This is a genomic window from Cryobacterium sp. Hh38, from assembly GCF_004403235.1.
GTDB lineage: Bacteria > Actinomycetota > Actinomycetes > Actinomycetales > Microbacteriaceae > Cryobacterium > Cryobacterium levicorallinum.
This window is the reverse complement of sequence record NZ_SOHD01000010.1, coordinates 18,304-39,806: the sequence shown is the minus strand read 5'-3', so window position 1 is coordinate 39,806 and position 21,503 is coordinate 18,304. Positions and strand designations below refer to the sequence as shown.

Genomic DNA, 21,503 nt, shown 5'->3' with positions numbered 1-21,503 from the left:
GTGTCACCCCGCGCCCACGTCTGCACGCGAAAGCGGATAAACGGTTGCTTCGGGGGTGCTGAAGCAGCACTTGACCCGCTCTCGCAGGAGGAGGAGGAGGAGGAGGAGGGCGGCCCGCTACACCGGCGCGAGGGGCTCGAACGGGCGCGGCGGCTCCAGCGGGTCGGATTCGGTGGGCTTTGCCACCTTGCTCACCGCCCGGTCGAGGGCGCCGCGCACCGCGACCACCCCCGGCCGCTGCGCGCTCGACCGGCGCGCGGCCGAAAACAGGGTGCGATGCGGGGTGCCCGGCAGATCGTGCAGCTGCACGGCCGGCATCCGCCCCGCCCAAACCAGGTCGGGCAGAATGCCCACCGCATTGCCCGATTCAATCAAGCGGATGTGCGCGATCAGGTCGGCGGTCTCAAACCGAACGTCCGGTTCGAACCCGGCGGAGCGGCAGAGCTGCGTGGCCCATTGCCGCGATGCTGTGCCGACAGGTTCCATCACCCAGGGCAGCCCGGCGGTCTCCTCCAGCGTCGCCGCACGCACGCGGCCCGAGCTGGCATCTTCGGGCGGCACCGCGAGCCGCAGCGCATCCGTGGCCAGATTGACCCGGTCGAGGTCGGGCCAGTGCGCGCGAGTATGGCCGGGGTACTGCTCGGCGAGTACGAGGTCGAAGTCGCGCGCGGCGACCTCGAACAGACCACGTTCTGGCTCGCGCTCGGTCACTTCGACGCGCAGCGCCGGATAGTCTTCCGCCAGAAAGGTGAGCGCCCGGGGAATCACCGCAAGGGCCGCCGACTGGAACACGGCCACCCGCACGGTGCCCGACACGGTCGTGGTGCTCGCGCGCAGGTCCGCTTCGGCGAGTTCGAGTCGCTCCAGCAGGTAGGTGGTGTGCTCGACAAGAATCTCGGCCTGCGGCGTGAGCTGCACCCGGCGGCCGACCTTCTTCAACAGCACGACGCCGGCCTCCTTTTCGAGCAGCGCGAGCTGTTGCGACACCGCCGAAGGGCTGTAGGCGAGGGCCTCGGCGACCCCGGCGAGGGTGCCGCGAATCTTCAATTCACGCAGCAGTCGCAGCCGCCTGACGTCCAGCATCCACTGCCCCTTACACCCATCAACCCACCGAAAACCAAATCATTAGAAATTGTAACGAATATCATGCATAAACAATTGCTTTTGCTAAATATAGGCTGGCCTCAGACTTGAAGCATCAGAGCCACCCACCGCGAACGAAAGACTAGTCTCGTGACCATGACCAACGCCTCCACCCGTCCCGCCAACGAGGATTTCAGTTCGGAGGTCGTCAAGCTCGTTAAGAAATGGCTTGACGAAAGTGCCACCATCCCAGCGGATGCCGCGGCCGAGCGGCTCGCCGGCGTGCTGAAGGACCCCAACGGCCTCGACTTCACGGTGGGATTCGTCGACGGCGTCATGCGTCCCGAAGACAAGATGGTCGCCGGCTACAGCCTGCAAAAGGTCGCCAAGAAGGCGCCCGGTTTTCTGCCCGCACCGATGCGCGCGGCGATCGGTCTCGGTGGAATGCTCGGACCGGTGCTGCCCTGGGTCGTCATCCCGGCCGCCCGCACCGTGTTGCGCCAGATGGTCGGCCACCTCGTCGTCGACGCCACCCCCGACAAGCTCGGCCCCGCGCTCGTTCACCTGAAAGAAGGCGGCAACCGCCTCAATATCAATCTGCTCGGCGAATCCGTGCTCGGTGAGAAAGAAGCGCTCGAACGCCTCGAAGGCACCAAGCGCATCCTCGAACGCACCGACGTGGACTACGTCTCGATCAAGGTGTCCTCGATCGCCAGCCAGCTCTCGATGTGGGCGTTCGACGAGACCGTCGCCCGCGTGATCGAGCGCCTGACACCGCTGTTTGAGTTCGCAGCACAATCCGCTACCCCGAAATTCATCAACCTGGACATGGAGGAATACCGCGACCTCGACCTCACCATTGCGGTGTTCGAGGGCCTGCTCGACCAGCCGCAGCTCGCCCAGCTTGAGGCCGGTATCGTGCTGCAGGCCTACCTGCCCGACGCCCTCAGCGCCATTCAGGGCCTCACCCACTGGGCCCAGAACCGCCGCGCGGCCGGCGGGGCCCCAATCAAGGTGCGCCTGGTCAAGGGCGCCAACCTCGCCATGGAGCACGTCGATGCCGCCGTGCACGACTGGCCGCTCGCAACCTTCGGCACCAAGCAAGACAGCGACACCAACTACAAGCGGGTGCTCAACTGGGCGCTCACCCCGCAGAACACGGATGCCGTCAAGCTCGGCATCGCCGGCCACAACCTGTTCGACGTGGCCTGGGCGCACCTGCTCAGCGTCGCCCGCGGCGTCGACGACAAGGTCGAGTTCGAGATGCTGCTCGGCATGGCGACCGGCCAGGCCCAGGCCGTGCGCAAGGACGTCGGCCAGCTGCTGCTCTACACACCGGTCGTCGACCCTTCAGAGTTCGACGTGGCCATCAGCTACCTCATTCGCCGGCTCGAAGAGAACGCGAGCTCGGAGAACTTCATGTCGGCCGTGTTCGAGCTGACCAGCAACCCCGAGCTGTTCGACCGCGAAAAGGCCCGTTTCCAGGCCTCGCTCGACGCGCTCGATGACCGGGTCCCCACCCCCAACCGCGTGCAGGATCGTTCGAGCAGCTACGACCTTGATCGCCTGGCCGCCGCCGCAACGGATGCCCGCAGCCACGACGCCGAGACCGCCGCCGACGACGACCCGCAACTGACCGGCGTACTGCTCGGTATCACCCGCGGCTCGGTGCCCACCCACTCGACGTTCCACAACGAGCCGGACACCGACCCGTCGCTGCCCGCGAACCGCGCCTGGGGCCGTCGGATTTTGGCCCGCGCCGACGCATCCGTTCTCGGTACCGAGACGGTCGAGGCCGCCGCCGTTGCCGATGAGGCAGCGCTGAATACGATCATCGACGGTGTGCTCGAAGCCGGAAACGCCTGGGGCCAGAAGACCGGCGCCGAACGTGCCGCCGTGCTGCACCGCGCCGCCCTGGCGCTCGCCGCGAACCGTGACCGCCTGATCGAGGTCATGGCGAGCGAGTGCGGCAAGACCATTGCCGAGGGTGACGCCGAGGTGAGCGAGGCCATCGACTTCGCCAACTACTACGCCGAACGAGCCAAAGACCTCGACCGGGTGCAGGGCGCCATCTTCGTGCCGTCCAAGCTCATCGTGGTCACCCCGCCGTGGAACTTCCCGACCGCCATTCCGGCCGGCGGTGTCCTCGCCGCCCTCGCCTCGGGTGCCGGCGTCGTGATCAAGCCCGCCGCAGTAGCCCAGCGCACCGGCGCCATCGTCGTCGAAGCGCTCTGGGAAGCCGGCATCCCGCGCGAGCTGCTCGCGCTGGTGAACCTGCCCGACCGCGATCTCGGCGCCAAGCTCATCGCGCACCCCGCGGTGAACCGGGTCATCCTCACCGGCGGCTATGAGACGGCCGAGCTGTTCCGTTCATTCCGTCATGACCTGCCCCTGCTCGCCGAAACAAGCGGCAAGAACGCCATCATTGTGACGCCGTCGGCCGACTTCGACCTGGCCGCCGCCGACGTGGTGAAGAGCGCCTTCGGCCACGCCGGACAGAAATGCTCGGCCGCGAGCCTGGTGATTCTGGTCGGATCGGTCGCGAAGTCGGAGCGGTTCCTCGGCCAGTTGGTCGACGCCGCGACCTCGATCAAGGTCGGCCCGGCGAGTGACCCGGTCACCCAGATGGGCCCGATCATGATGCCGGCCGACGGCAAACTGCTGCACGCGCTCACCACCCTCGGCGCCGAAGAACAGTGGCTGGTAGAGCCCCGGCAGCTCGATGAGACCGGCAAGCTGTGGTCGCCGGGCATCCGCACCGGCGTCACGCCCGGATCGTATTTCCACCTGACCGAGTTCTTCGGACCGGTACTCGGCGTGATGCACGCACGCAATCTGGAAGAAGCCATCCGCTTTCAGAATGCCGTCGACTTCGGCCTGACCACCGGACTGCACTCGCTCGACGCCGACGAGCTGGCCCTCTGGGTCGACACGATCGAAGCCGGCAACCTCTACGTCAACCGCGGCATCACCGGCGCCATTGTGCAGCGTCAGCCGTTCGGCGGCTGGAAGCGCTCGGCCGTGGGCGCCGGCACCAAGGCCGGCGGACCGAACTACCTGCTCGGCCTCGGCAGCTGGGTCAACGAACCCGGCCGCAACAGCTCGACGCTGCACCTGCGTGGCCTGGAGCAGCGAGTCACCGACATCATCGAAGCCAGCCAGCCGTTCCTCGACTACGCCGACTTCGACGTGCTGCGCCGCTCGGCCGTGAGCGACGCCCTGGCCTGGCGCGAGGAATTCAACGTCGTGCGCGACGCCACCGGGCTCGGAGTGGAGCGCAACCTGTTCCGCTACCGCGCGCTGCCGGTCACCGTGCGCCTGACCGAGTCGGGAACGCTCGCCCAGCTGCTGCGCGTGATCGCCGCCGCAACGCTGTCCACGTCGCGCTTCGACGTCTCGAGCACCATTCCGGTTCCGCCAGCCGTGCGCAATATCCTGGCCGACCGCGAGATTCCGGTGTTCATCGAAAGCGACGAGGAGTGGCTCGCACGGGCCCGCACCGGCGGCATCACCGCCAGCCGGGTGCGTCTGATCGGCAGTGACCCGGTGCTCGGGGCGAGGGAGGCGGCATCCGCTCTCGCCGAGGCGCTGGCCGGCAGCCCGGACATCGCGGTGTATTCGAACGCTGTCACCCAGGCCGGCCGCATCGAGGTGCTGCCGTTCCTGCGCGAACAGGCCATCTCGATCACCGCGCACCGGTTCGGTAACCCGAGCACGCTCTCGGACGGTGTGATCTAGCCCGTCTGCCTGTGTGCCCCGAGCGGGCACACAGGCCACGTGCGGTTTACATACAGTTTCGTGGGTCAAACTGTTAGGGGACGTATGATTACCGCTGTCCACAATTCGACAGGGGTTCACGCTTGAACGGAAACGCGACGACGACGCATCGAAACGTCGCCTTGTTGTCGGTCGCGAGTCTGATGGCGCCGCTGATCACGACGTCGGAAGAAATCGACCGACGGTTGAAGCCCGTATTGACGCGCCTCAAACTGCCGACCGGGCTGCTGCAGCGCGTCGCCGGTGTCTACGAGCGACGCAATTGGGGCCCGGACGAGACCTTCGATGACGCCGCGGTCAAGGCCGGCAAAATCGCGCTAAAAGAGGCTGGCATCAAGCCGAGCGACGTGGGCCTGCTCATCAATACCTCGGTCACCCGCAAGCACCTCGAACCCTCTGTTGCCGTGCGTATTCACCACGGCCTCGGCCTGCCGTCGTCGGCGATCAACTTCGACATTGCCAACGCCTGCCTCGGCTTCGTCAACGGCATGACCCTCGCCGCCCAGCTCATCGACAGCGGGCAGATCAAGTACGCCGTGATCATCGACGGTGAAGACGCCGACGAGATCCAGACCAACACGATTGACCGCCTCGGTCGCCCGGGCATCAAGCGCAAAGACTTCATGAGTGAGTTCGCCAGCCTCACCCTCGGCTCCGGCGCTGCCGCCGCCGTGCTCGGTCCAGCGGATGCCCACCCCGCCGGCCACCGCATCCTCGGCGGAGTCACCCGCGCGGCCACTCAGTTCAACGGACTCTGCGTCGGCAGCGTCGATGGCATGTTCACCGACGCGAAAGCGCTGCTCAAGGGCGGCATGGAACTGGTCGTGTCGGCCTGGACCGAGGCGAAGCGCGACTGGAGCTGGTCCAACATGGACCGCTACATCGTGCACCAGGTCTCGGACGTGCACACCAACGCCATCGTCAAGGCGACTGGCATGGACAAAACCAAGGTTCCGCTGACCTATCCGAAGCTTGGCAATGTCGGCCCGGCATCGATTCCGATCACCCTCTCCCAGGAGGCGTCGAAGCTGCAACCGGGCAACCGGGTGCTGCTGATGGGCGTCGGTTCCGGCCTCAACACCGCCATGATGGAACTCGTCTGGTGATCGTGTTGGCCTCCAGCCACTTCGTCCGGATGCCTCTGGGCACCGGAGCCTACGTTGCCGCAGGAGGTAGCCATTCGGTTGGCTGGGCTGGACGAGGCACCTCGCGAGGTGCCACCTTTGGCCCCATTAAATGACTGGACGAGCATCCGCTGCACTGTCACGGCCAAGCAACCAGCAGCAGGATTTCGGTAGTCAGGTGCATGACCCAATCGGAGAAGAAACACTGTGACCACTTCCCGCGCAACCGCAGCTAACCGCCTTCCGCGCCTGGTGCCAGCCCCGGCGACACTCCCGCCGGCCGGACTGACGGGGCTCGACCCAGAGTGGTCGCGCCTGATCGAGGTTCCGGAAGGCAGCGCTGCAGGCGGCCTAGGGGGTGGGTTGGGCAGCGATTTGGGTGCCGCGGCAACCGGCAGCACGGCGAGTGGCGTGGCGCACGGCTGGCACCTGCTCGACAATGGCCCGCAGCTCGACGCGCTCGGCGTGATTCCGGTCGGAACGATTCTGTGCGTGCACGGCAACCCGACCTGGTCCTACCTCTGGCGCGGCCTGCTGTCGTCGGCAACGGATGCAGCGGCGTCGGGTGCGCTCGCCTGGCGCGTGATCGCCGTCGACCAGCTTGACATGGGTTTCTCCGAGCGCACCGGAGGTTTTCGCCCACTGGCCCGCCGGGTGCAGGACCTCGGCGACCTCACCGACGCCCTCGACCTGGCCGGCCCGGTCGTCACCCTCGGCCATGACTGGGGAGGAGTCGTCTCGCTCGGCTGGGCCGTCGACCACCCCGAACTGCTGGCCGGAGTCATGCTGCTCAATACGGCGGTGCATCAGAGCGCTGGCGATCCGATTCCGGCGCCACTGCGGCTCGCCCTCGGTCGTGGAATTCTCGGCCCGGCGACCGTGGCGACGCCGGCGTTTCTGGCCACGACGCTGGCGCTGGCGCATCCGTCGCTATCGACCGAGGTCAAGCGAGGCTACCGAGCTCCGTATTTGACGAGCGCTCGACGCGGGGGAATCGGCGGGTTCGTCGCCGACATTCCGGTCGCACTGAGCCACGAAAGTCGGCCTGAACTCGACCGCATAGCGGAGGGCGCGCGCGCGCTCGCGGTGCCGACGCTGCTGCTTTGGGGTCCCCGCGATCCAATCTTCAGCGACCGCTACCTCGACGACCTGGCCCGGCGGATGCCGCACGCCCGCGTGCACCGGTTCGAGGGCGCTGGGCATCTGCTGGCCGAGGATGCGGACTACAGTGCTGCCGCGCTGCTCTGGCTCGGCGACGCTGTCGCGGTCACTCCCGACGATGCGGCTAATGCGGTCACGTCCCCCTCCCGGACTGGCGATCTCGGCAAGCTCGATCAGCGGATGGGAGCGTCCAGCACGCTGCTCACCGCCACTTCGGGCGCCGAGGCGGTCGCACCATCTCCGTTGGCCGAGACCGCCGTAGGGGGACCGCAAGCCGCGTGGGAAGCCGCGGGGACGCATCCACTTTGGTATTACCTCGACGAATTGCAAAACTCCGACGAGACCGCCCTCGTCGATATGCAGCCGGCCTCGCGCACCGTCAGCTGGCGCTTACTGTCGCGGCGCGTACGCCAGATCGCGGCCGGTCTCGTCTTCATTGGCGTCAAGCCCGGCGACCGCGTCTCGCTGCTGGTTCCGCCGAGCGCCGACCTCACCGCGGTGCTCTACGCCTGCGTGCGCATCGGCGCGATCGTCGTCGTAGCGGATGCCGGCCTCGGCCTGGCCGGCCTCACTCGCGCCGTGCGCGGCGCTCGTCCCGACTTCGTCATCGGCGCAGCTCCCGGCCTCATGGCCGCCCGCGCCCTCGGCTGGCCCGGACGCAAAATCTCCACGGCGCGCTTCCCGGCTCCGATGGCCGCGCTCCTGAGCATCGAGCAGACTCTCGCCGAGCTCGTGCAGTTGGGCCAGGCGCGCCTGGACGCCGACGACGCACTCCCGCCCGGCCCCGCACCGACCGACCCGGCCGCCGTACTGTTCACCTCCGGATCGACCGGCCCGGCCAAGGGCGTCGTCTACACGCACGGCCAGCTCTCTGCTGTGAGCAATGCCCTCTTTCTGCAGTACGGAGTGGGCGTCGGAACCGGTCTCGTCGCCGGATTCGCCCCGTTCGCCCTGCTCGGCCCGGCCCTCGGCGCCCGCTCGGTCACCCCCGATATGGACGTCACGGCCCCCAAAACCCTCACCGCCACCGCCGTCGCGGCCGCCGTGGCCGCCATCGACGCGACGGTCGTCTTTCTCTCGCCCGCCGCGCTCGTGAACGTCGTCGCGACCGCCGGCGCGCTCACCCCCGCCGATCACGCGGCCCTCGCCGGGGTTCAGCGTTTTCTCTCGGCCGGCGCGCCAATCTCCGAGAGCCTGCTCGCCCAGGCCGCGACGCTCATGCCGCAAGCGACCGCGCACACCCCGTACGGCATGACCGAGGGCCTGCTCATGGCCGACATCACGCTCGAGGGCATCCGGGCTGCCACTGCGAGTGTTTCCATGCCTCGCAGAGCGGATGCCGCAGCGCACGACGGCGAGTCGGCCCCGTCCACTGCCTCACTGCCCGACACTGCGGTCTCGGCAAGCTCGACCGGCGGAGATGGTGAGGCCGCGCTCATTGCAACGTCGGCTGAAGTGAACCCGGCCGGGGGAGTCTGCGTCGGGGGGTCGACGCAGACCACGCGCATCCGGATCAGCGCGCTCGACGCGAGTGGGGCATCCGTTGGTGAGTTGTCGGAGCAGCCCAACGTGACCGGCGAGATCGTCGTGTCGGCGCCGCACGTCAAGGACCACTACGACCGGCTCTGGCTCACCGAACGGGCCTCGCGTCGCGGCGGGGTGCCCGGCGAACGCTGGCATCGAACCGGCGACGTCGGTCACCTCGACAGCGCTGGCCGCCTCTGGGTCGAGGGCCGCATGCCGCATGTCATCGTGACCGCTGGTGGCGTCGTCACCCCGGTCGGTCCGGAGCAGCGCATCGAAACGCTGCCCGACGTTGCTCGTGCGGCCTTCGTCGGGGTCGGCCCGGTCGGTACCCAGCAGCAGGTCGCCGTGATCGAAACCGTGCCGCCGGCCCGCAGCGTGCACCGGGCATCCGCTCCGCTCGCCGCCGCCGTGCGCGCCGCTGTCGGCTCGCCGGTCGCCGCGGTGCTCGTCGTGCCCGGACTGCCCACCGATATTCGGCACAACTCCAAGATCGACCGCAGCCGGCTGTCGCGCTGGGCCACCGGCATCCTCTCTGGCGGTCGCTGGACTAAGCCATGAGGGGCGCGCCATGAGAGTGCTGGTGACCGGAGCCAGCGGCTTTCTCGGTCGCGCCGTCGCTGAGCGCATCAGCGCGGCCGGGCACGAGGTGCGCACCTTTCAGCGGCGGCCATCCGGCGTGGCCGGCGTCGAGGACGTGCACGGCTCCATCACGACGCCGGCCGACACCCCGTACGCCGGTCTCGCCTATGCCGTCAGCGGCATGGACGCGGTCGTGCACCTCGCCGCGAAGGTCTCGCTCACCGGGGATCCGGACGAGTTTGCGGCGGTGAATGTCGGCGGCACCCGCACGGTGCTGCAGGCTGCGCAGCAGGCCGGCGTCTCCCGGTTCGTCTACGTGTCCTCACCGTCGGTCGCTCATGCCGGCAGTTCGATCATGGGTTCGGACGCGCTGCCGGCCGCGCCGGAACACGCTCGCGGCGACTACGCCCGCACCAAGGCTCACGCCGAACTGCTCGCGCTGGCCGCCGATGCTCCCGGATTCAGCGTGGTCGCCGTGCGCCCGCACCTGGTCTGGGGTCCCGGCGATACCCAGCTGATCGAGCGCATCGTCGACCGTGCGCGCTCCGGTCGGCTGCCGCTGCTCGGCCACGGCGCTGCACTGATCGACACGACCTACGTCGATAACGCGGCTTCGGCCATTCATGCCGCGCTCGACGCAGCTGTCACCGTGCATGGCCAGAGCTACGTGATCACCAACGGGGAACCGCGCCCAGTTGCGGACATCCTCGCCGGAATCTGCGGCGCGGCCAACGTGCCGGCGCCGACCTGGCGGGTGCCGGCATCCGCTGCCCGCGGTGTCGGCTCGCTCATCGAGGCCATCTGGCGGCGTCGCCCGGGTGTCGACGAGCCGCCAATGACCCGGTTTCTGGCCGAACAGCTCTCGACCGCGCACTGGTTCGACCAGCGCCGCACCCGCGCCGACCTTCACTGGACCCCCGCGGTCTCACTTGACGAGGGCTTCGGGCGTCTCGCCGCGCACTATCGCGCTCGCTCCTAGCTGCGACCCGCTCCGCCCACCACTGTGCTCGGGCCCAGACCGCTTTGGTGTGGGCGGCAGGCGCTACGCGCGAAACCCGAGGGCCGCGCGCGCGAACGTGAGCGCCTCCTCGGGGGCCACGCCGAGCTTGCGCGCCCGGGCGGCGAACGCGGCGGCGGCGGCCTGCACGTGCTGCTGGGCGGCATCCCCACTGGCGGCGATGAAGGAACCGTTGCGGCCGCGCGTCTCGATTACTTCGTCGCGCTCGAGCTCACGGTAGGCGCGGGCCACGGTGTTGGCGGCGAGCCCCAGATCGTCCGCGAGTTTGCGCACGGTCGGCAGCTTGTCGCCGGGGGCCAGTGAACCCGCACGAACGGCGGCGAGTACCTGCACCCGCAACTGTTCGTAGGGCGGTGTGGCGGAGCGCGGATCGACCAGCAGCATCATGCCGAGGTCTTCTCTCGGCTGTCTTCGTCGGGCCAGTTGTCGGCGGTTGGGCCGCGCCGGCGCCGGTCGAGTTCCCTGGCTGTCTCGGGCCACAGTCGACGCAGGTAGTGCGTGGTGCTGCGATTGCGCAGGCTCGTCACGCTCCAACCGATTAGGGCGAAGACCAGCACCGGTCCCATTATCGTGAACGATTCGACCAGAATCTCCCCGACCGAGCCGGGCTCCGGCAGATAGATCGAGTCGCTGAGTGACAGGAACAACACGCAGGTACTGACGGCCGCAATGATGCCCGGGATCCCGACCAGGCTGCGCAGGGTGGTGCTGCGAAAGGCATCGCTCCAGGCCAGTTCGATGGATGTGCTGGCCGGCTGGCCGCGATCGAGCAGCGCCCCGGCTGCCGCCCAGGTGAGCAGGCTCGCTGCAGCCGCGAGGGCCAGGAGCAGTCCGGCCGGCCAGAGAATAGTTCGCACCGAAACGTCATCGAACACCCGCTCAGGGTTGATCGCGATGACTCCGAGCACGGCAATGTAGCCGAGGGTGGCCAGCGCCAGGAATCCCAGCGAAAACGTGCGGTCGAGCGGCGTGACATAGTCGGCCAGCCGGGGCGACAGGCTGCGCGCGAGTCGCGGCGCCTCGGGAACCGGGGCGAAGGCCGCATGCGAATCGTTGAGGATCACGGCGCTTGTCGACGCAACCGTCATCGTGACCCCGACCAGAAGTCCGTTCCACGGGCTCTCGCTCCCGCCCATCGAGACGAGCGCCGCCGCTCCGACGACGAGTCCGATCATCGCTCCGACGACCCCGGCACGTTCCCGGCGATAGAGTCGGCGCGACAGCTCGGGAACGATCCCGGGCACCAACGCGAGCCCGACCTGCTGAGAGTAGGCGTGCAGCATCCGTCTGCGCGGTTCGGCTCTTGAGATATAGGCCAAACGGATGCCGAGACCCGCCATCACCAGCGCTGCCAAAATCACCAAGACCGGATTCACAAAACCCTCCCTTTGTGTGCGTTTTGTACCAGAGTAGCAATACAAACAACTGTGGCAATAGGTGCTCGGCAGGAAAAGCTGTCCTGGCCGTGCCTGACCGCGAAAACTCAATGCACCCAGAAAGAGCACAGCACCAGCGGTTCAGGCGCTGGGACGCTCCAGAGCTTCGGTGACGAGAGCGAGCGCCTCCTCCCGGCTCACCCCGAGCTGCTGAATGCGAGCGGCGAACGACGCGGCGGCCGCCTGGGCCTGCCGCGCCGCCGCATCGCCATTGGGAGCGATGAATGACCCGAATCGGCCGCGGGTTTCAATGACGGCGTCACGCTCCAGCTCACGATAGGCGCGGGCGACCGTGTTCGTGGCGAGGCCGAGTTCAGCGGCGAGGGCACGCACGGTCGGCAGGCGAGTGTCGTGGGCGAGCTCGCCGGAGCGCACGGCCGCAATCACCTGGCTGCGCAACTGTTCGAACGGCGGCGTACTCGACTGGGAATCAATGGCAACAAAGGAAGCGGGCACGGGACCCTCCGTTCAACGTTATGGACAATTTTGCCCCGCTACAACGGATGCTGCAACAGCATACCGTTGGTACGTTCCTCCAGAATGTCCGAGAGCGCGGGTGCCTGCCTGCCTCAACGCCCACGAAGCACCGTTCGTGAGGCCGCGGCGGCTCGGTAGGCTCGAACCCATGACTTTCCCGGCCGATCTGCCCGCCCAGCTGGCCGGGCTGCTGCCCACCCTGGTCGGTGTCATGCTGCTTCTGGCGGTGGTCGTGACGGTGCTGCGCGGCTATCGCACGCAGCATCCGTTCGCGCCGGCGTTGGCCCTGCTGCGCGGTACCCTGCAGCTGGCCGCGATCAGCCTGATCCTCAGCGGAATCATCAACGATCCGCTCTGGGTCGGTGTCGGACTGCTCGTCATGTTTGCGGCGGCCGTTGGCACGGTGGCCCGGAGGATCGGCTTCAACCGGCGCCACCTGGTACGGGTTGCTGCGGCGATGGGGCTCGGTGTTGTCGTCACGCTGACGATCGTGTTCACGACCGGAGCGATTGAATTTTCGCCGCGCTACGTGCTCGCCATCGGCGGCATCGTCATCGGCAATGCCATGTCGATCGCGACGCTGAGCGGTCGGCGCTTCACCGAAGCGGTCGGCGACCACTGGGACGAGGTCGAGGGCTGGCTCGCGCTCGGCGCCACACCGAGCCAGTCCACCCGGGAACTCGCCCGGCAAGCGGTCTATTTCGCCATCATCCCGTCCACGGATCAGACCAAAACCACCGGCCTCGTGACGTTGCCCGGGGCGTTCGTCGGCGCGCTCTTTGGCGGAGCATCGCCGCTGGAGGCCGGCCGGTTTCAGATCGTCGTGCTCGCCGGCATCCTCTGCGCCGGGTCGATCGCCGCGGTGACCCTGCTGCACTTGGTCGGCCCGGTGCGCCAAAAGCCCGTCCCCACGGTCTAGCCCTCGAAATTACTCGACCGAACGGTGAATCAGGCGGGACAAGACGATCGCGCTCCGGGTGTGGTCGACGTTGGGCGCGAGGCGCACCTTTTCGAGGGCCGCCTCGAGGCCGGGAATGTCCCGGGCGCGAATGTGCACCATGGCATCGGCGCTGCCGGTGATCGTTCCGGCATCGACCACCTCCGGCACGCCGGAGAGAATGCGCAGCAGTTCGTCGGGCGCCACCGTGCCGCGGCAGAACAGCTCGACATAGGCTTCCGTGCTCATGCCGTCGACGGCCGGGTCGACCTGAATGGTGAAGCTGCGAATGACCTTGTCGGCCACCAGCCGATCAACGCGACGTTTCACAGCGGATGCCGACAGCCCCACGACGGATCCGATATCGCCGTAGCCGGCACGCGCATTCTGGCGCAGCAGGTCGAGAATGCTGTGGTCTAGGTTGTCCATGGGCCGAGTCTAGGCGATCGCTGTGCGCAAACGTGCGTCCCGACGGTCATTCTCGAAGATTTGTTGCGCAGATCAGCGTGAAACGTTGAATCGTGCTGTGTGAGACTAAGACTGGCGTCCCGGAACGATCGTGGTTCGATCGCGCCGGGCTCTCGTGAGCGACCTGGTCCGCCATTCACCCTACGTTTCGTGGGTTTTCAGGTCCGCGAAACGACGAAGGAGCCTCATGTCGATCAACTCAGCCACCCCCGTCCTCTCCGAAGAATCGGCCGTTCCGGTGCGCACCGCCACCAAGCGCACCATTCTCATGTGCAAGCCGCAGTTCTTCACCGTGGTCTACCGCATCAACCCCTGGATGGACCCGGCCCTGCCCACCGACACCTCGCTCGCCGTCGAGCAGTGGCAGACCCTGTACGACACCTACGTCGGCCTCGGTTACGACGTGCAGCTGATCGAGCCGATCGACGGCCTGCCCGACATGGTCTACGCGGCCAACGGCGGATTCGTCATCGACAACCAGGCCTACGGCGCCAAGTTCACCCACGTACAGCGCCAGCCCGAAGGTCCCGCCTACATGGACTGGTTCGGCGCCAACGGCTTCGACGTGCGCGTGCCGATCGAAACCAACGAGGGCGAGGGCGACTTTTTGCTGGTCGGCGACGTTATTCTGGCCGGCACCGGCTTTCGTAGCGATTCGAACAGCCATGCAGAGCTCTCGATTATCGCCGGCCGCCCGGTCATCACCCTGCGCCTGATCAACCCGAGCTTTTACCACCTCGACACCGCCGTTGCCGTGCTCGATGACAGCAATATCGCGTACCTGCCGAGCGCGTTCGATGCTCCGAGCCTCGCGATTCTGCAGGAACGTTATCCCGACGCCATTATCGTCACCGAAGAGGATGCCTCCATCCTCGGACTCAACTCCTACTCCGACGGCTACAACGTCGTCATCGCCGCCCGCGCCAAGGACTTCGAACAGCAGCTGCGCGCCCGCGGCTACAACCCGATCGGCGTCGACCTGTCCGAGTTGCTGCTCGGCGGCGGCGGCGTCAAGTGCTGCACGCTCGAGCTGCGCCGATGACCGCGCCCAACCTGAAGGAGCACGATATGACCACGAACCTGACCGCCGAGACCGTGCCCGTAGCATCCGTTTCGCCTGAAGCCACCGCACTGATCGCCCAGGAAAGCGCGCACGCCGCGCACAATTACCACCCGCTCGAGGTCGTTGTCGCGACCGGTGACGGCGCCTGGGTAACGGATGTCGCCGGTCACCGCTATCTGGACTGTCTCGCCGCGTATTCCGCCGTGAACTTCGGGCACTCCAACCCGGTTCTGCTTGACGCCGCCCGTGCGCAGCTCGGCCGCATCACGCTGACCAGCCGCGCCTTCTACAACGACCAGCTCGGCCCGTTCGTCACCGCGCTCTCCGAACTCGCCGGCAAAGACATGGTGCTGCCCATGAACACCGGCGCTGAGGCCGTCGAATCCGGCATCAAAGTCGCCCGCGCCTGGGGCTACCGAGTCAAGGGCGTCGCGCCCGATCTGGCCAACATCATCGTCGCCGCCGGCAACTTTCACGGCCGCACCACCACCATCATCAGCTTCTCCGACGACGAATCGGCCCGCGCCGGTTTCGGACCGTTCACACCCGGTTTTCGCACCGTGCCCTACGGCGACGCCGCGGCGCTCGAGGCTGCCATCGACGAGAACACCGTCGCCGTGCTGCTCGAACCGATCCAGGGCGAGGCCGGCATCGTCGTGCCGCCGGCGGCCTATCTGCCGGCCGTGCGCGAGATTACGACGCGTCTGAACGTGCTGTTCATCGCCGATGAAATCCAGTCGGGGCTCGGCCGCACCGGCTCGACCTTCGCCTGCGACCTGGTCGGCGTCGTGCCCGACCTTTACCTGCTCGGCAAGGCCCTCGGTGGCGGCATCGTGCCGGTGTCGGCGGTCGTCGGCAACACCGACGTACTCGGAGTGCTGCACCCCGGCGAGCACGGCTCCACCTTCGGTGGCAACCCGCTCGCCGCCGCCGTGGGCCTGGCCGTCGTGAAAATGCTGGCCACGGGCGAATACCAGAAGCGAGCGACCGAACTCGGTGCACGCCTTCATGCCGGGCTCTCGGCGCTGATCGGCCACGGCGTGGTCGAGGTGCGCGGCGTCGGTCTCTGGGCCGGCATCGACATCGACCCCGCGCTGGCCCCGGGCCGCGTCGTCTGCGAGGCTCTGCTCGCCCGCGGCGTGCTCGCCAAGGACACCCACGGCTCGACCATTCGGCTCGCCCCGCCGATCGTCGTCTCGGCTGACGACGTGGACTGGGCTGTCGAGCAGTTGCGCCTGGTGCTGGCCGACCTCACCGCCGCGAAGTAGGCCTCCGGTCGGTTCGCGGCACCGGCCCGGCCCGCCCCGTTCCGCGGGGATCGCGGCTCGGCGAACGCGCGTTTCCTGAATCAGCCACCGCAAGAGCGGATGCCCCCGCGTGACGCCTACGGCGCCAGGCGGGCGGCTCTAGGCTGAAGGGCATGTACACCGACCTGCCCGAAGCCGAACTCCGTGCCTATCGCAGCGGCCAGGCCGACCCGGGCGACTTCGACGCGTTCTGGGCCGACACCCTCGCCGAGGCCGAGGGCCATCCGCTTAATGTCACAGCCTTGAAGGTCGACGCCGGGCTCAGCACGCTGGACGTGTTCGACCTGACCTTCGCCGGCTTCGGCGGGCAGCCGATCAAGGCCTGGCTGCGGGTGCCCGTCGGCGCGAGCGGTCCGCTGCCGACCATCATGCAGTTTCACGGCTACGGCCGGGGACGCGGGCAGGCTTTCGAGAATCTGCTGTGGGCATCCGCCGGTTTCGCCCACTTCGAGATGGACCTGCGCGGGCAGGGCTACGGCGGCAGCGCCGGCGACACTGCCGATGACGCCGGGAGCGGCCCACAGGTCCCAGGGTTCATGACTCGCGGCATTGACTCCCGCGAGACCTACTATTACCGCCGCCTCTTCACCGACGCCGTGCGCGCCGTCGCGGCGGCCCGCAGCCTGGCGCTCGTCGACGAAGCCCGCGTCGGCGTGATGGGCACCAGTCAGGGCGGTGGAATCGCACTCGCCGTGGCCGGACTGGTTCCGGACCTTTCCGCCGTGGTCGCTCGGGTGCCGTTTCTGTGCGACTTTCCGCGGGCATCCGTTATCACCGACGCGCAGCCGTACCGCGAGCTGGGCCAATATCTGGCGACCCACCGGCTCAAGGTGGCTCGTGTGCACGACGTGCTGTCCTACTTCGACGGCGTCAATTTCGCCAAGCGGGCCACCGCGCCGGTGACCATGACGGCGGCACTGATGGATCCGATTTGCCCGCCATCGACCGTCTTCGCGGCCTACAACAACTATGCCGGCCCGAAGCAGATCACGGTCTGGCCATACAACGGGCATGAGGGCGGCGCCTGGGAAGACGACGCGCTCGCACTGCGGGCGTTCCGCGAGAACCTGGCCTGACGTTCGGCTCTTGCCGCCAAAAACCAATGGCGGTACCATTTTGGTATGGCTATCAATGTGCGCATCCCGGAGGAGCTCGATCGTCAACTGGAAGAGCTCGCGGCGGCACAACACGTGTCGAAGCACGCTCTGCTGCTGCAGGGGGCAACGCTGATTGTCGACCGCTACTCGCGTCGAGATGAAATCGAGTCGGGCCTACAGTTCGTACTGACCCATGACGCCGAGTTGCTGCAGCGGCTCGAAGACGCATGACCCGATACCTGGAGGTCGCCGACGCGCTTCAGGTGACCGAGCGCTACGGATTCCACGTACGGGACGCCGGCCTCCTCGCATCTGCGCTGGCCCGGCCGTCGGCGTCCATGTTTGGAAGGGATGCCTACCCGACGTTTGATCGCAAGGCCGCAGCCTTGCTCGAATCGCTCGTGCGTAATCATCCGCTCGTGGACGGAAACAAGCGCACCGGTTGGACCCTGATGGTTCTCTTTTTGTGGATCAACGGATTTACTCACGATTTCACCGCCAACGAGGGGTTCGACTTCGTGATCGGCGTCGCCGAAGGAATTATCGACCTCGACGAATCTGAACGCCGCATCGCGGCGCATCGGGTCCAACGGCCATAAGCCGCGGCGCAACCCGGACCGGGCTGCGCCGCGGGGGCTATTTCGGCGGTGCCGTCTTCCTCGGCGCCCGCTTGACCGGCGTGACCGTCACGGCAGCGGATGCACCGACGCTCTGTTTCGGCGCAGCGGCTGTGCCTACCGGAGCCTTGCGTACCGGAGCCTTCCGCGCGGGAACAGCCTCGGCCGCGGCGACCATGGGAGCGGCGACCGGCATCAGCCGGGACAGCTGCGTCACGTGCCCGGGGTTCAGCTCCTCGAGCGAGTTCACTCCGAGCAGCCGCATCGTGCGGCTGACCTGCTCCGACAGAATCTGGATCGTGCGGTCGACCCCGGCCTCACCGCCGGCCATCAGGCCGTAGAGGTAGGCGCGGCCGATCATGGTGAAGCGCGCGCCGAGCGCGATCGAAGCCACGATGTCGGCGCCCGACATGATGCCCGTGTCGAGGTGCACCTCGGTGTGCGCACCGACCTCGCGCGCGACCTGCGGCAGCAGGCGGAACGGAATTGGCGCCCGGTCGAGCTGGCGACCGCCATGGTTCGAGAGGGTGATGCCGTCGACGCCGAGATCGACGAGGCGCTTGGCGTCCTCGAGGTTCTGCACGCCCTTGACGACGACCTTGCCGGGCCACTGCGCCTTGATCCAGGCCAGGTCCTCGAAGTCGACCGTGGGGTCGAACATCGTGTCGAGCAGGTCAGCGACCGTGCCGCTCCAGCGGTCAAGACTCGCGAAGGCGAGCGGTTCGGTGGTCAGAAAGTTGATCCACCACTCCGGCCGGGGCAGCGCGTTGAGGACCGTGCCGAGGGTGAGCGCCGGCGGAATCGAGAAGCCATTGCGCTTGTCGCGCAGCCGGGCGCCCGCCACGGGCACGTCCACGGTCACCAGCAGCGTGTCGAAACCGGCCTTCGCGGCCCGGTCCACGAGGGCCATCGACCGGTCGCGGTCCTTCCACATGTACAGCTGGAACCAGTTGCGGCCGTTCGGGTTGGCGGCCTTGACGTCTTCGATCGAGGTGGTACCCATGGTCGACAGCGCGAAGGGGATTCCGGCCCGAGCCGCCGCGTGCGCCCCGGCGGTCTCGCCCTCGGTCTGCATCATGCGGGTGAATCCGGTGGGCGCGATACCGAACGGCTGCGAAACCTGCGCCCCGAGCACATCCCAGCCGGTCGTCACGGTCGACACGTCGCGCAGGATCGACGGGTGGAACTCGATGTCCTCAAAGGCCTGGCGGGCCCGGCCGAGCGATATTTCGGCCTCGGCCGCGCCCTCGGTGTAGTCGAAGGCGGCCTTCGGCGTGCGCTTCTGGGCGATGGCGCGCAGGTCCGCGATCGTGAGCGCGGCGGCCAGCCGGCGCTTCTTCGCGTTGAGCTCCGGGCTCTTGAATTTCATCAGCGGGGCGAGATCTTTGATTTTGGGGATGCGTCGTTGAACCATGGTCGTCCTTCTCTAGTGATCGCGCGGGTGGGTTTCGGCGTAGTAGCCGGAGATGTGGGCGTGCATCGCGAGGCGGGCGGCATCCGCTTCACCGGACAGAATGGCGGCCAGAATGCCGCGATGCTCCAGCATCAGGCGAGCGGATGTTGCCGGCCAGTTCGCGAGGCCCGCCGCGCCGGCCCGCGCGTACCCCTCGATCGCGCTGCGGAGGCCGGCCATCGTCGCCGTGACGACCTGGTTGCCGCTCGTTTCGGCGAGGGAGAGGTGGAACGCCGCGTCGAGGGCGAGAAATTCGGCTTCGGTGAGGGTCTGGTTTTCCATCGCGGTGAGGATCTGCGCGGAGGCGGCTAGGTCGGGGGAGCCTGCGGCCGCGAGGTCGGTGACGATCGAGCCCTCAAGCACGAGTCGGGTTTTGACCACGTCGGCCACCGCAAAGCCCTGGGCCGCGACCTGCAGGCGCATGAGCGCGGACATGCCACCGCCGGGGCGGGCGACGATAATCGCGCCCGCCGAGGGACCGGAACCGACCGCGGTGCGGATCAGACCGACCACTTCGAGCACGCGTAGGGCCTCGCGCACACTGGATCGGCCGACGCCCAGGTCGGCGGCAAGGGTGCGCTCGGGCGGCAGGTGGTCTCCCGGGCTGAGCCGGCCGTCGAGCAGGTCGCGTTCAACAGCGTCGAGCACGACCTGCCAGGCGCGTGGAGCGGTCATGGGATCTCCTCTCGATCAGTGTGGTCTGACCACAGGTTACAGGAGGATCACCCGGTCGCGCGATAGGCAAATCGTCATAACTTGGGAGCGCCCGTTTGGTGCGCACGCGTCTGCACCAAGCGACAGCGCGACGCGCGTCGCCCGGGCGCACCAGGGCGGAGGGAAGCAACTCGCGCGGGACTCAGGCATCCGTTCGAGGCAGGAGCACGTGGCCGGGTTGCCCCAGCCGCAGAGACAGTGGGTGGTTACAGCCTCAGACCGAGGGCGCTGATCATGTCGCGACCGTCGTCGGTGATCTTGTCGGGCGTCCACGGCGGCATCCAGACCCAGTTGATCCGATGGCGTTCGACCACGCCGACGAGGGCCTGCTCGGTTTGCTCCGTCAATACCTCCTGCTCGGGGCAGCCGGCCGAGGTGAGGGTCATTTGGATGACGAGCGTGTCGGTGTCGTCGTCCCAGGCCAGGCCGTAGATCAGGCCGAGGTCGAAGACGTTGATGCCGATCTCGATGTCCATCACGTTTTTGAGTGCTTCTTCGATGTCATCCTGGCGTGCCGGAGTGAGTGCTGAGACCATGGTCCCAGCCTACGGTCGCGGCGGGGCGCGCAGTGCCCGACTAACTCGTCAACACGACGTTGATCGGGGTCTCGCCGCGCAGCATCCGTTCTATTTGCTGGCGAACGAGCAGGGCCATGCGTGGCAGCATCGCGCTCGAGGCGCCGCCCACGTGGGGGGAGATGATCACGTTGGGCAGCGCGAAAAGTGGATGCCCCGCCGGCAGCGGTTCCGGATCGGTCACGTCGAGCGCGAGCCGGATTCGGCCGCTGGTGGCGTGAGCGAGCAGCGCCTCCGTGTCGGCGACCGGGCCGCGGGCGATGTTCACCAGCAGGGCGCCGCCCGGCATGAGCGACAGGAACGCGTCATCGACCATGCCGGTGGTTTCCGGCGTGAGCGGCACGCCGACCACGACGATATCGGCCCTCGAAAGCAGTTCGGGCAGGGACTCGAAGCCGTAGATCGTGCCGCGTTCGTCGGTGCGGGCGGTGCGGGCGACGCGAATGACCGTGGTTTCGAAGGCAAGCAGCCGAGTTTCGATGGCGTGGCCGACGCCGCCGTAACCGAGCAGCAGCACGGTGCGGTCGGCCAGGCTCGCGTGCTGCGCTGGCGCCCACTCGCCCCGCTCGGCGGCGCGTACGAAGTCGTCGATGCCGCGCTGGGAGGCCAGAATCAGAGCGAGGGTGAGCTCGGCGGTCGAGGTCTCGTGCACGGAGGCGGCGTTGGCGAACACGTGCCCGGCGGGCAGCAGCGTGTCGATGCCGTCGTAGCCGATGGACTGGCTCTGCACGAGCCGGGTGCGCACGCCCGCGAGGTGGGCCACCCGGTTGGCGGCGCCCATGTACGGTGTCACGACAAGGTCGATCTCGGGAATAGGTGCCGGGCCTTCCATCGCCCACTCGATGACCTCGACGCCATCGGGCAGCTCGCCGAGGGCGGCGCGCAGGTCGGGGTCGGGCAGGCTGACGCGCAGGGTTTCGGAGCTCATCGGTCAAGCCTAGACGGACACCGGTGCTCGGAGCCGAGGGTGGCGTGTAGAGCGGCGAGGTCGCCTGGACCATCCCGCGCCCGTGTCGGGGGTTCCGGCGGTGTGCCTCCTGCTTCGGCAGGAGCCGGTCGATGTTTTCTCCCGGGGCGATTGATAATCATG

At 67.7% G+C, this 21,503-nt stretch carries 19 protein-coding genes; 10 read left to right on the top strand and 9 right to left on the bottom strand.

The features are described from left to right. Window positions 1–117 precede the first annotated feature (117 nt). Window positions 118–1,083: a LysR family transcriptional regulator gene (locus tag E3T41_RS05455; RefSeq protein WP_092452395.1), complete on the bottom strand. Its 966-nt coding sequence runs from the start codon at window positions 1,081–1,083 to the stop codon at window positions 118–120. Window positions 1,084–1,239: 156 nt separating this feature from the next. On the opposite strand from E3T41_RS05455, the gene E3T41_RS05450 reads away from it, so the two are divergent. The 4 genes from E3T41_RS05450 to E3T41_RS05435 all read left to right on the top strand — a co-directional run bounded on the left by E3T41_RS05450 (window position 1,240) and on the right by E3T41_RS05435 (window position 10,230). Next, window positions 1,240–4,821, top strand: coding sequence for a bifunctional proline dehydrogenase/L-glutamate gamma-semialdehyde dehydrogenase (locus E3T41_RS05450; protein ID WP_092452534.1), 3,582 nt, complete (start codon window positions 1,240–1,242; stop codon window positions 4,819–4,821). A gap of 122 nt (window positions 4,822–4,943) precedes the next feature. Beyond that, window positions 4,944–5,966, top strand: a complete 1,023-nt coding sequence (locus tag E3T41_RS05445) for a 3-oxoacyl-ACP synthase III (RefSeq protein WP_092452398.1) — start codon at window positions 4,944–4,946, stop codon at window positions 5,964–5,966. Between the two features lie 225 nt (window positions 5,967–6,191). Further along, on the top strand, window positions 6,192–9,230 hold the full coding sequence (locus tag E3T41_RS05440) for an alpha/beta fold hydrolase (RefSeq protein ID WP_241991042.1): 3,039 nt from the start codon (window positions 6,192–6,194) through the stop codon (window positions 9,228–9,230). A 10-nt stretch (window positions 9,231–9,240) separates the two neighbouring features. Then, window positions 9,241–10,230 (top strand): NAD(P)-dependent oxidoreductase, encoded by a 990-nt coding sequence (locus E3T41_RS05435; protein WP_134477644.1) that lies wholly within the window; start codon window positions 9,241–9,243, stop codon window positions 10,228–10,230. Window positions 10,231–10,293: 63 nt separating this feature from the next. Here the strand turns inward: E3T41_RS05435 and E3T41_RS05430 are convergent, their stop codons facing one another. The 3 genes from E3T41_RS05430 to E3T41_RS05420 form a co-directional block, all read right to left on the bottom strand. Then, window positions 10,294–10,656, bottom strand: coding sequence for a GntR family transcriptional regulator (locus E3T41_RS05430; RefSeq protein WP_369828635.1), 363 nt, complete (start codon window positions 10,654–10,656; stop codon window positions 10,294–10,296). Beyond that, complete coding sequence (locus E3T41_RS05425; RefSeq protein ID WP_092452405.1) at window positions 10,653–11,645, bottom strand: hypothetical protein; 993 nt, start codon at window positions 11,643–11,645, stop codon at window positions 10,653–10,655. The genes E3T41_RS05430 and E3T41_RS05425 overlap by 4 nt, the downstream gene beginning before the upstream one ends. A 141-nt stretch (window positions 11,646–11,786) precedes the next feature. Continuing rightward, window positions 11,787–12,161 carry a GntR family transcriptional regulator gene (locus tag E3T41_RS05420; protein ID WP_092452408.1) on the bottom strand — a complete coding sequence of 125 codons (375 nt, stop codon included), beginning with the start codon at window positions 12,159–12,161 and terminating at the stop codon, window positions 11,787–11,789. Window positions 12,162–12,330: 169 nt separating this feature from the next. Between E3T41_RS05420 and E3T41_RS05415 the strand changes: the two genes are divergently transcribed. Beyond that, window positions 12,331–13,101 (top strand): ABC transporter permease, encoded by a 771-nt coding sequence (locus E3T41_RS05415; protein WP_092452411.1) that lies wholly within the window; start codon window positions 12,331–12,333, stop codon window positions 13,099–13,101. Between the two features lie 9 nt (window positions 13,102–13,110). On the opposite strand, the gene E3T41_RS05410 is transcribed toward E3T41_RS05415, so the two are convergent. Continuing rightward, window positions 13,111–13,548, bottom strand: coding sequence for an Lrp/AsnC family transcriptional regulator (locus E3T41_RS05410; RefSeq protein ID WP_092452413.1), 438 nt, complete (start codon window positions 13,546–13,548; stop codon window positions 13,111–13,113). 226 nt (window positions 13,549–13,774) lie between these two features. Here E3T41_RS05410 and ddaH point away from each other — a divergent pair, with 226 nt between their 5' ends. From ddaH to E3T41_RS05385, 5 genes are all read left to right on the top strand, one after another. Further along, a complete protein-coding gene (ddaH, locus tag E3T41_RS05405; RefSeq protein WP_092452416.1) occupies window positions 13,775–14,629 on the top strand; it encodes a dimethylargininase in 855 nt (284 codons plus the stop codon). Window positions 14,630–14,655: 26 nt separating this feature from the next. Beyond that, window positions 14,656–15,918, top strand: coding sequence for an ornithine--oxo-acid transaminase (gene rocD, locus E3T41_RS05400; RefSeq protein WP_092452543.1), 1,263 nt, complete (start codon window positions 14,656–14,658; stop codon window positions 15,916–15,918). Between the two features lie 152 nt (window positions 15,919–16,070). Continuing rightward, window positions 16,071–17,033 (top strand): acetylxylan esterase, encoded by a 963-nt coding sequence (locus E3T41_RS05395; RefSeq protein WP_092452419.1) that lies wholly within the window; start codon window positions 16,071–16,073, stop codon window positions 17,031–17,033. A gap of 45 nt (window positions 17,034–17,078) precedes the next feature. Beyond that, a complete protein-coding gene (locus E3T41_RS05390; RefSeq protein WP_170851596.1) occupies window positions 17,079–17,285 on the top strand; it encodes a ribbon-helix-helix protein, CopG family in 207 nt (68 codons plus the stop codon). Continuing rightward, a complete protein-coding gene (locus E3T41_RS05385; RefSeq protein ID WP_134477642.1) occupies window positions 17,282–17,653 on the top strand; it encodes a type II toxin-antitoxin system death-on-curing family toxin in 372 nt (123 codons plus the stop codon). Before E3T41_RS05390 ends, E3T41_RS05385 begins: the two co-directional genes overlap by 4 nt. A gap of 37 nt (window positions 17,654–17,690) precedes the next feature. Here the strand turns inward: E3T41_RS05385 and E3T41_RS05380 are convergent, their stop codons facing one another. The 4 genes from E3T41_RS05380 to E3T41_RS05365 form a co-directional block, all read right to left on the bottom strand. Then, window positions 17,691–19,085 carry an alpha-hydroxy acid oxidase gene (locus E3T41_RS05380; RefSeq protein ID WP_092452425.1) on the bottom strand — a complete coding sequence of 465 codons (1,395 nt, stop codon included), beginning with the start codon at window positions 19,083–19,085 and terminating at the stop codon, window positions 17,691–17,693. Window positions 19,086–19,097: 12 nt separating this feature from the next. Further along, window positions 19,098–19,799: a FadR/GntR family transcriptional regulator gene (locus E3T41_RS05375; protein WP_134477640.1), complete on the bottom strand. Its 702-nt coding sequence runs from the start codon at window positions 19,797–19,799 to the stop codon at window positions 19,098–19,100. Window positions 19,800–20,044: 245 nt separating this feature from the next. After that, window positions 20,045–20,374 (bottom strand): metal-sulfur cluster assembly factor, encoded by a 330-nt coding sequence (locus tag E3T41_RS05370; protein WP_092452431.1) that lies wholly within the window; start codon window positions 20,372–20,374, stop codon window positions 20,045–20,047. A gap of 40 nt (window positions 20,375–20,414) precedes the next feature. Beyond that, entirely contained in the window at window positions 20,415–21,341 is a 927-nt protein-coding gene (locus tag E3T41_RS05365) for a 2-hydroxyacid dehydrogenase (RefSeq protein ID WP_134477638.1), read from the bottom strand. Window positions 21,342–21,503: the final 162 nt, after the last annotated feature.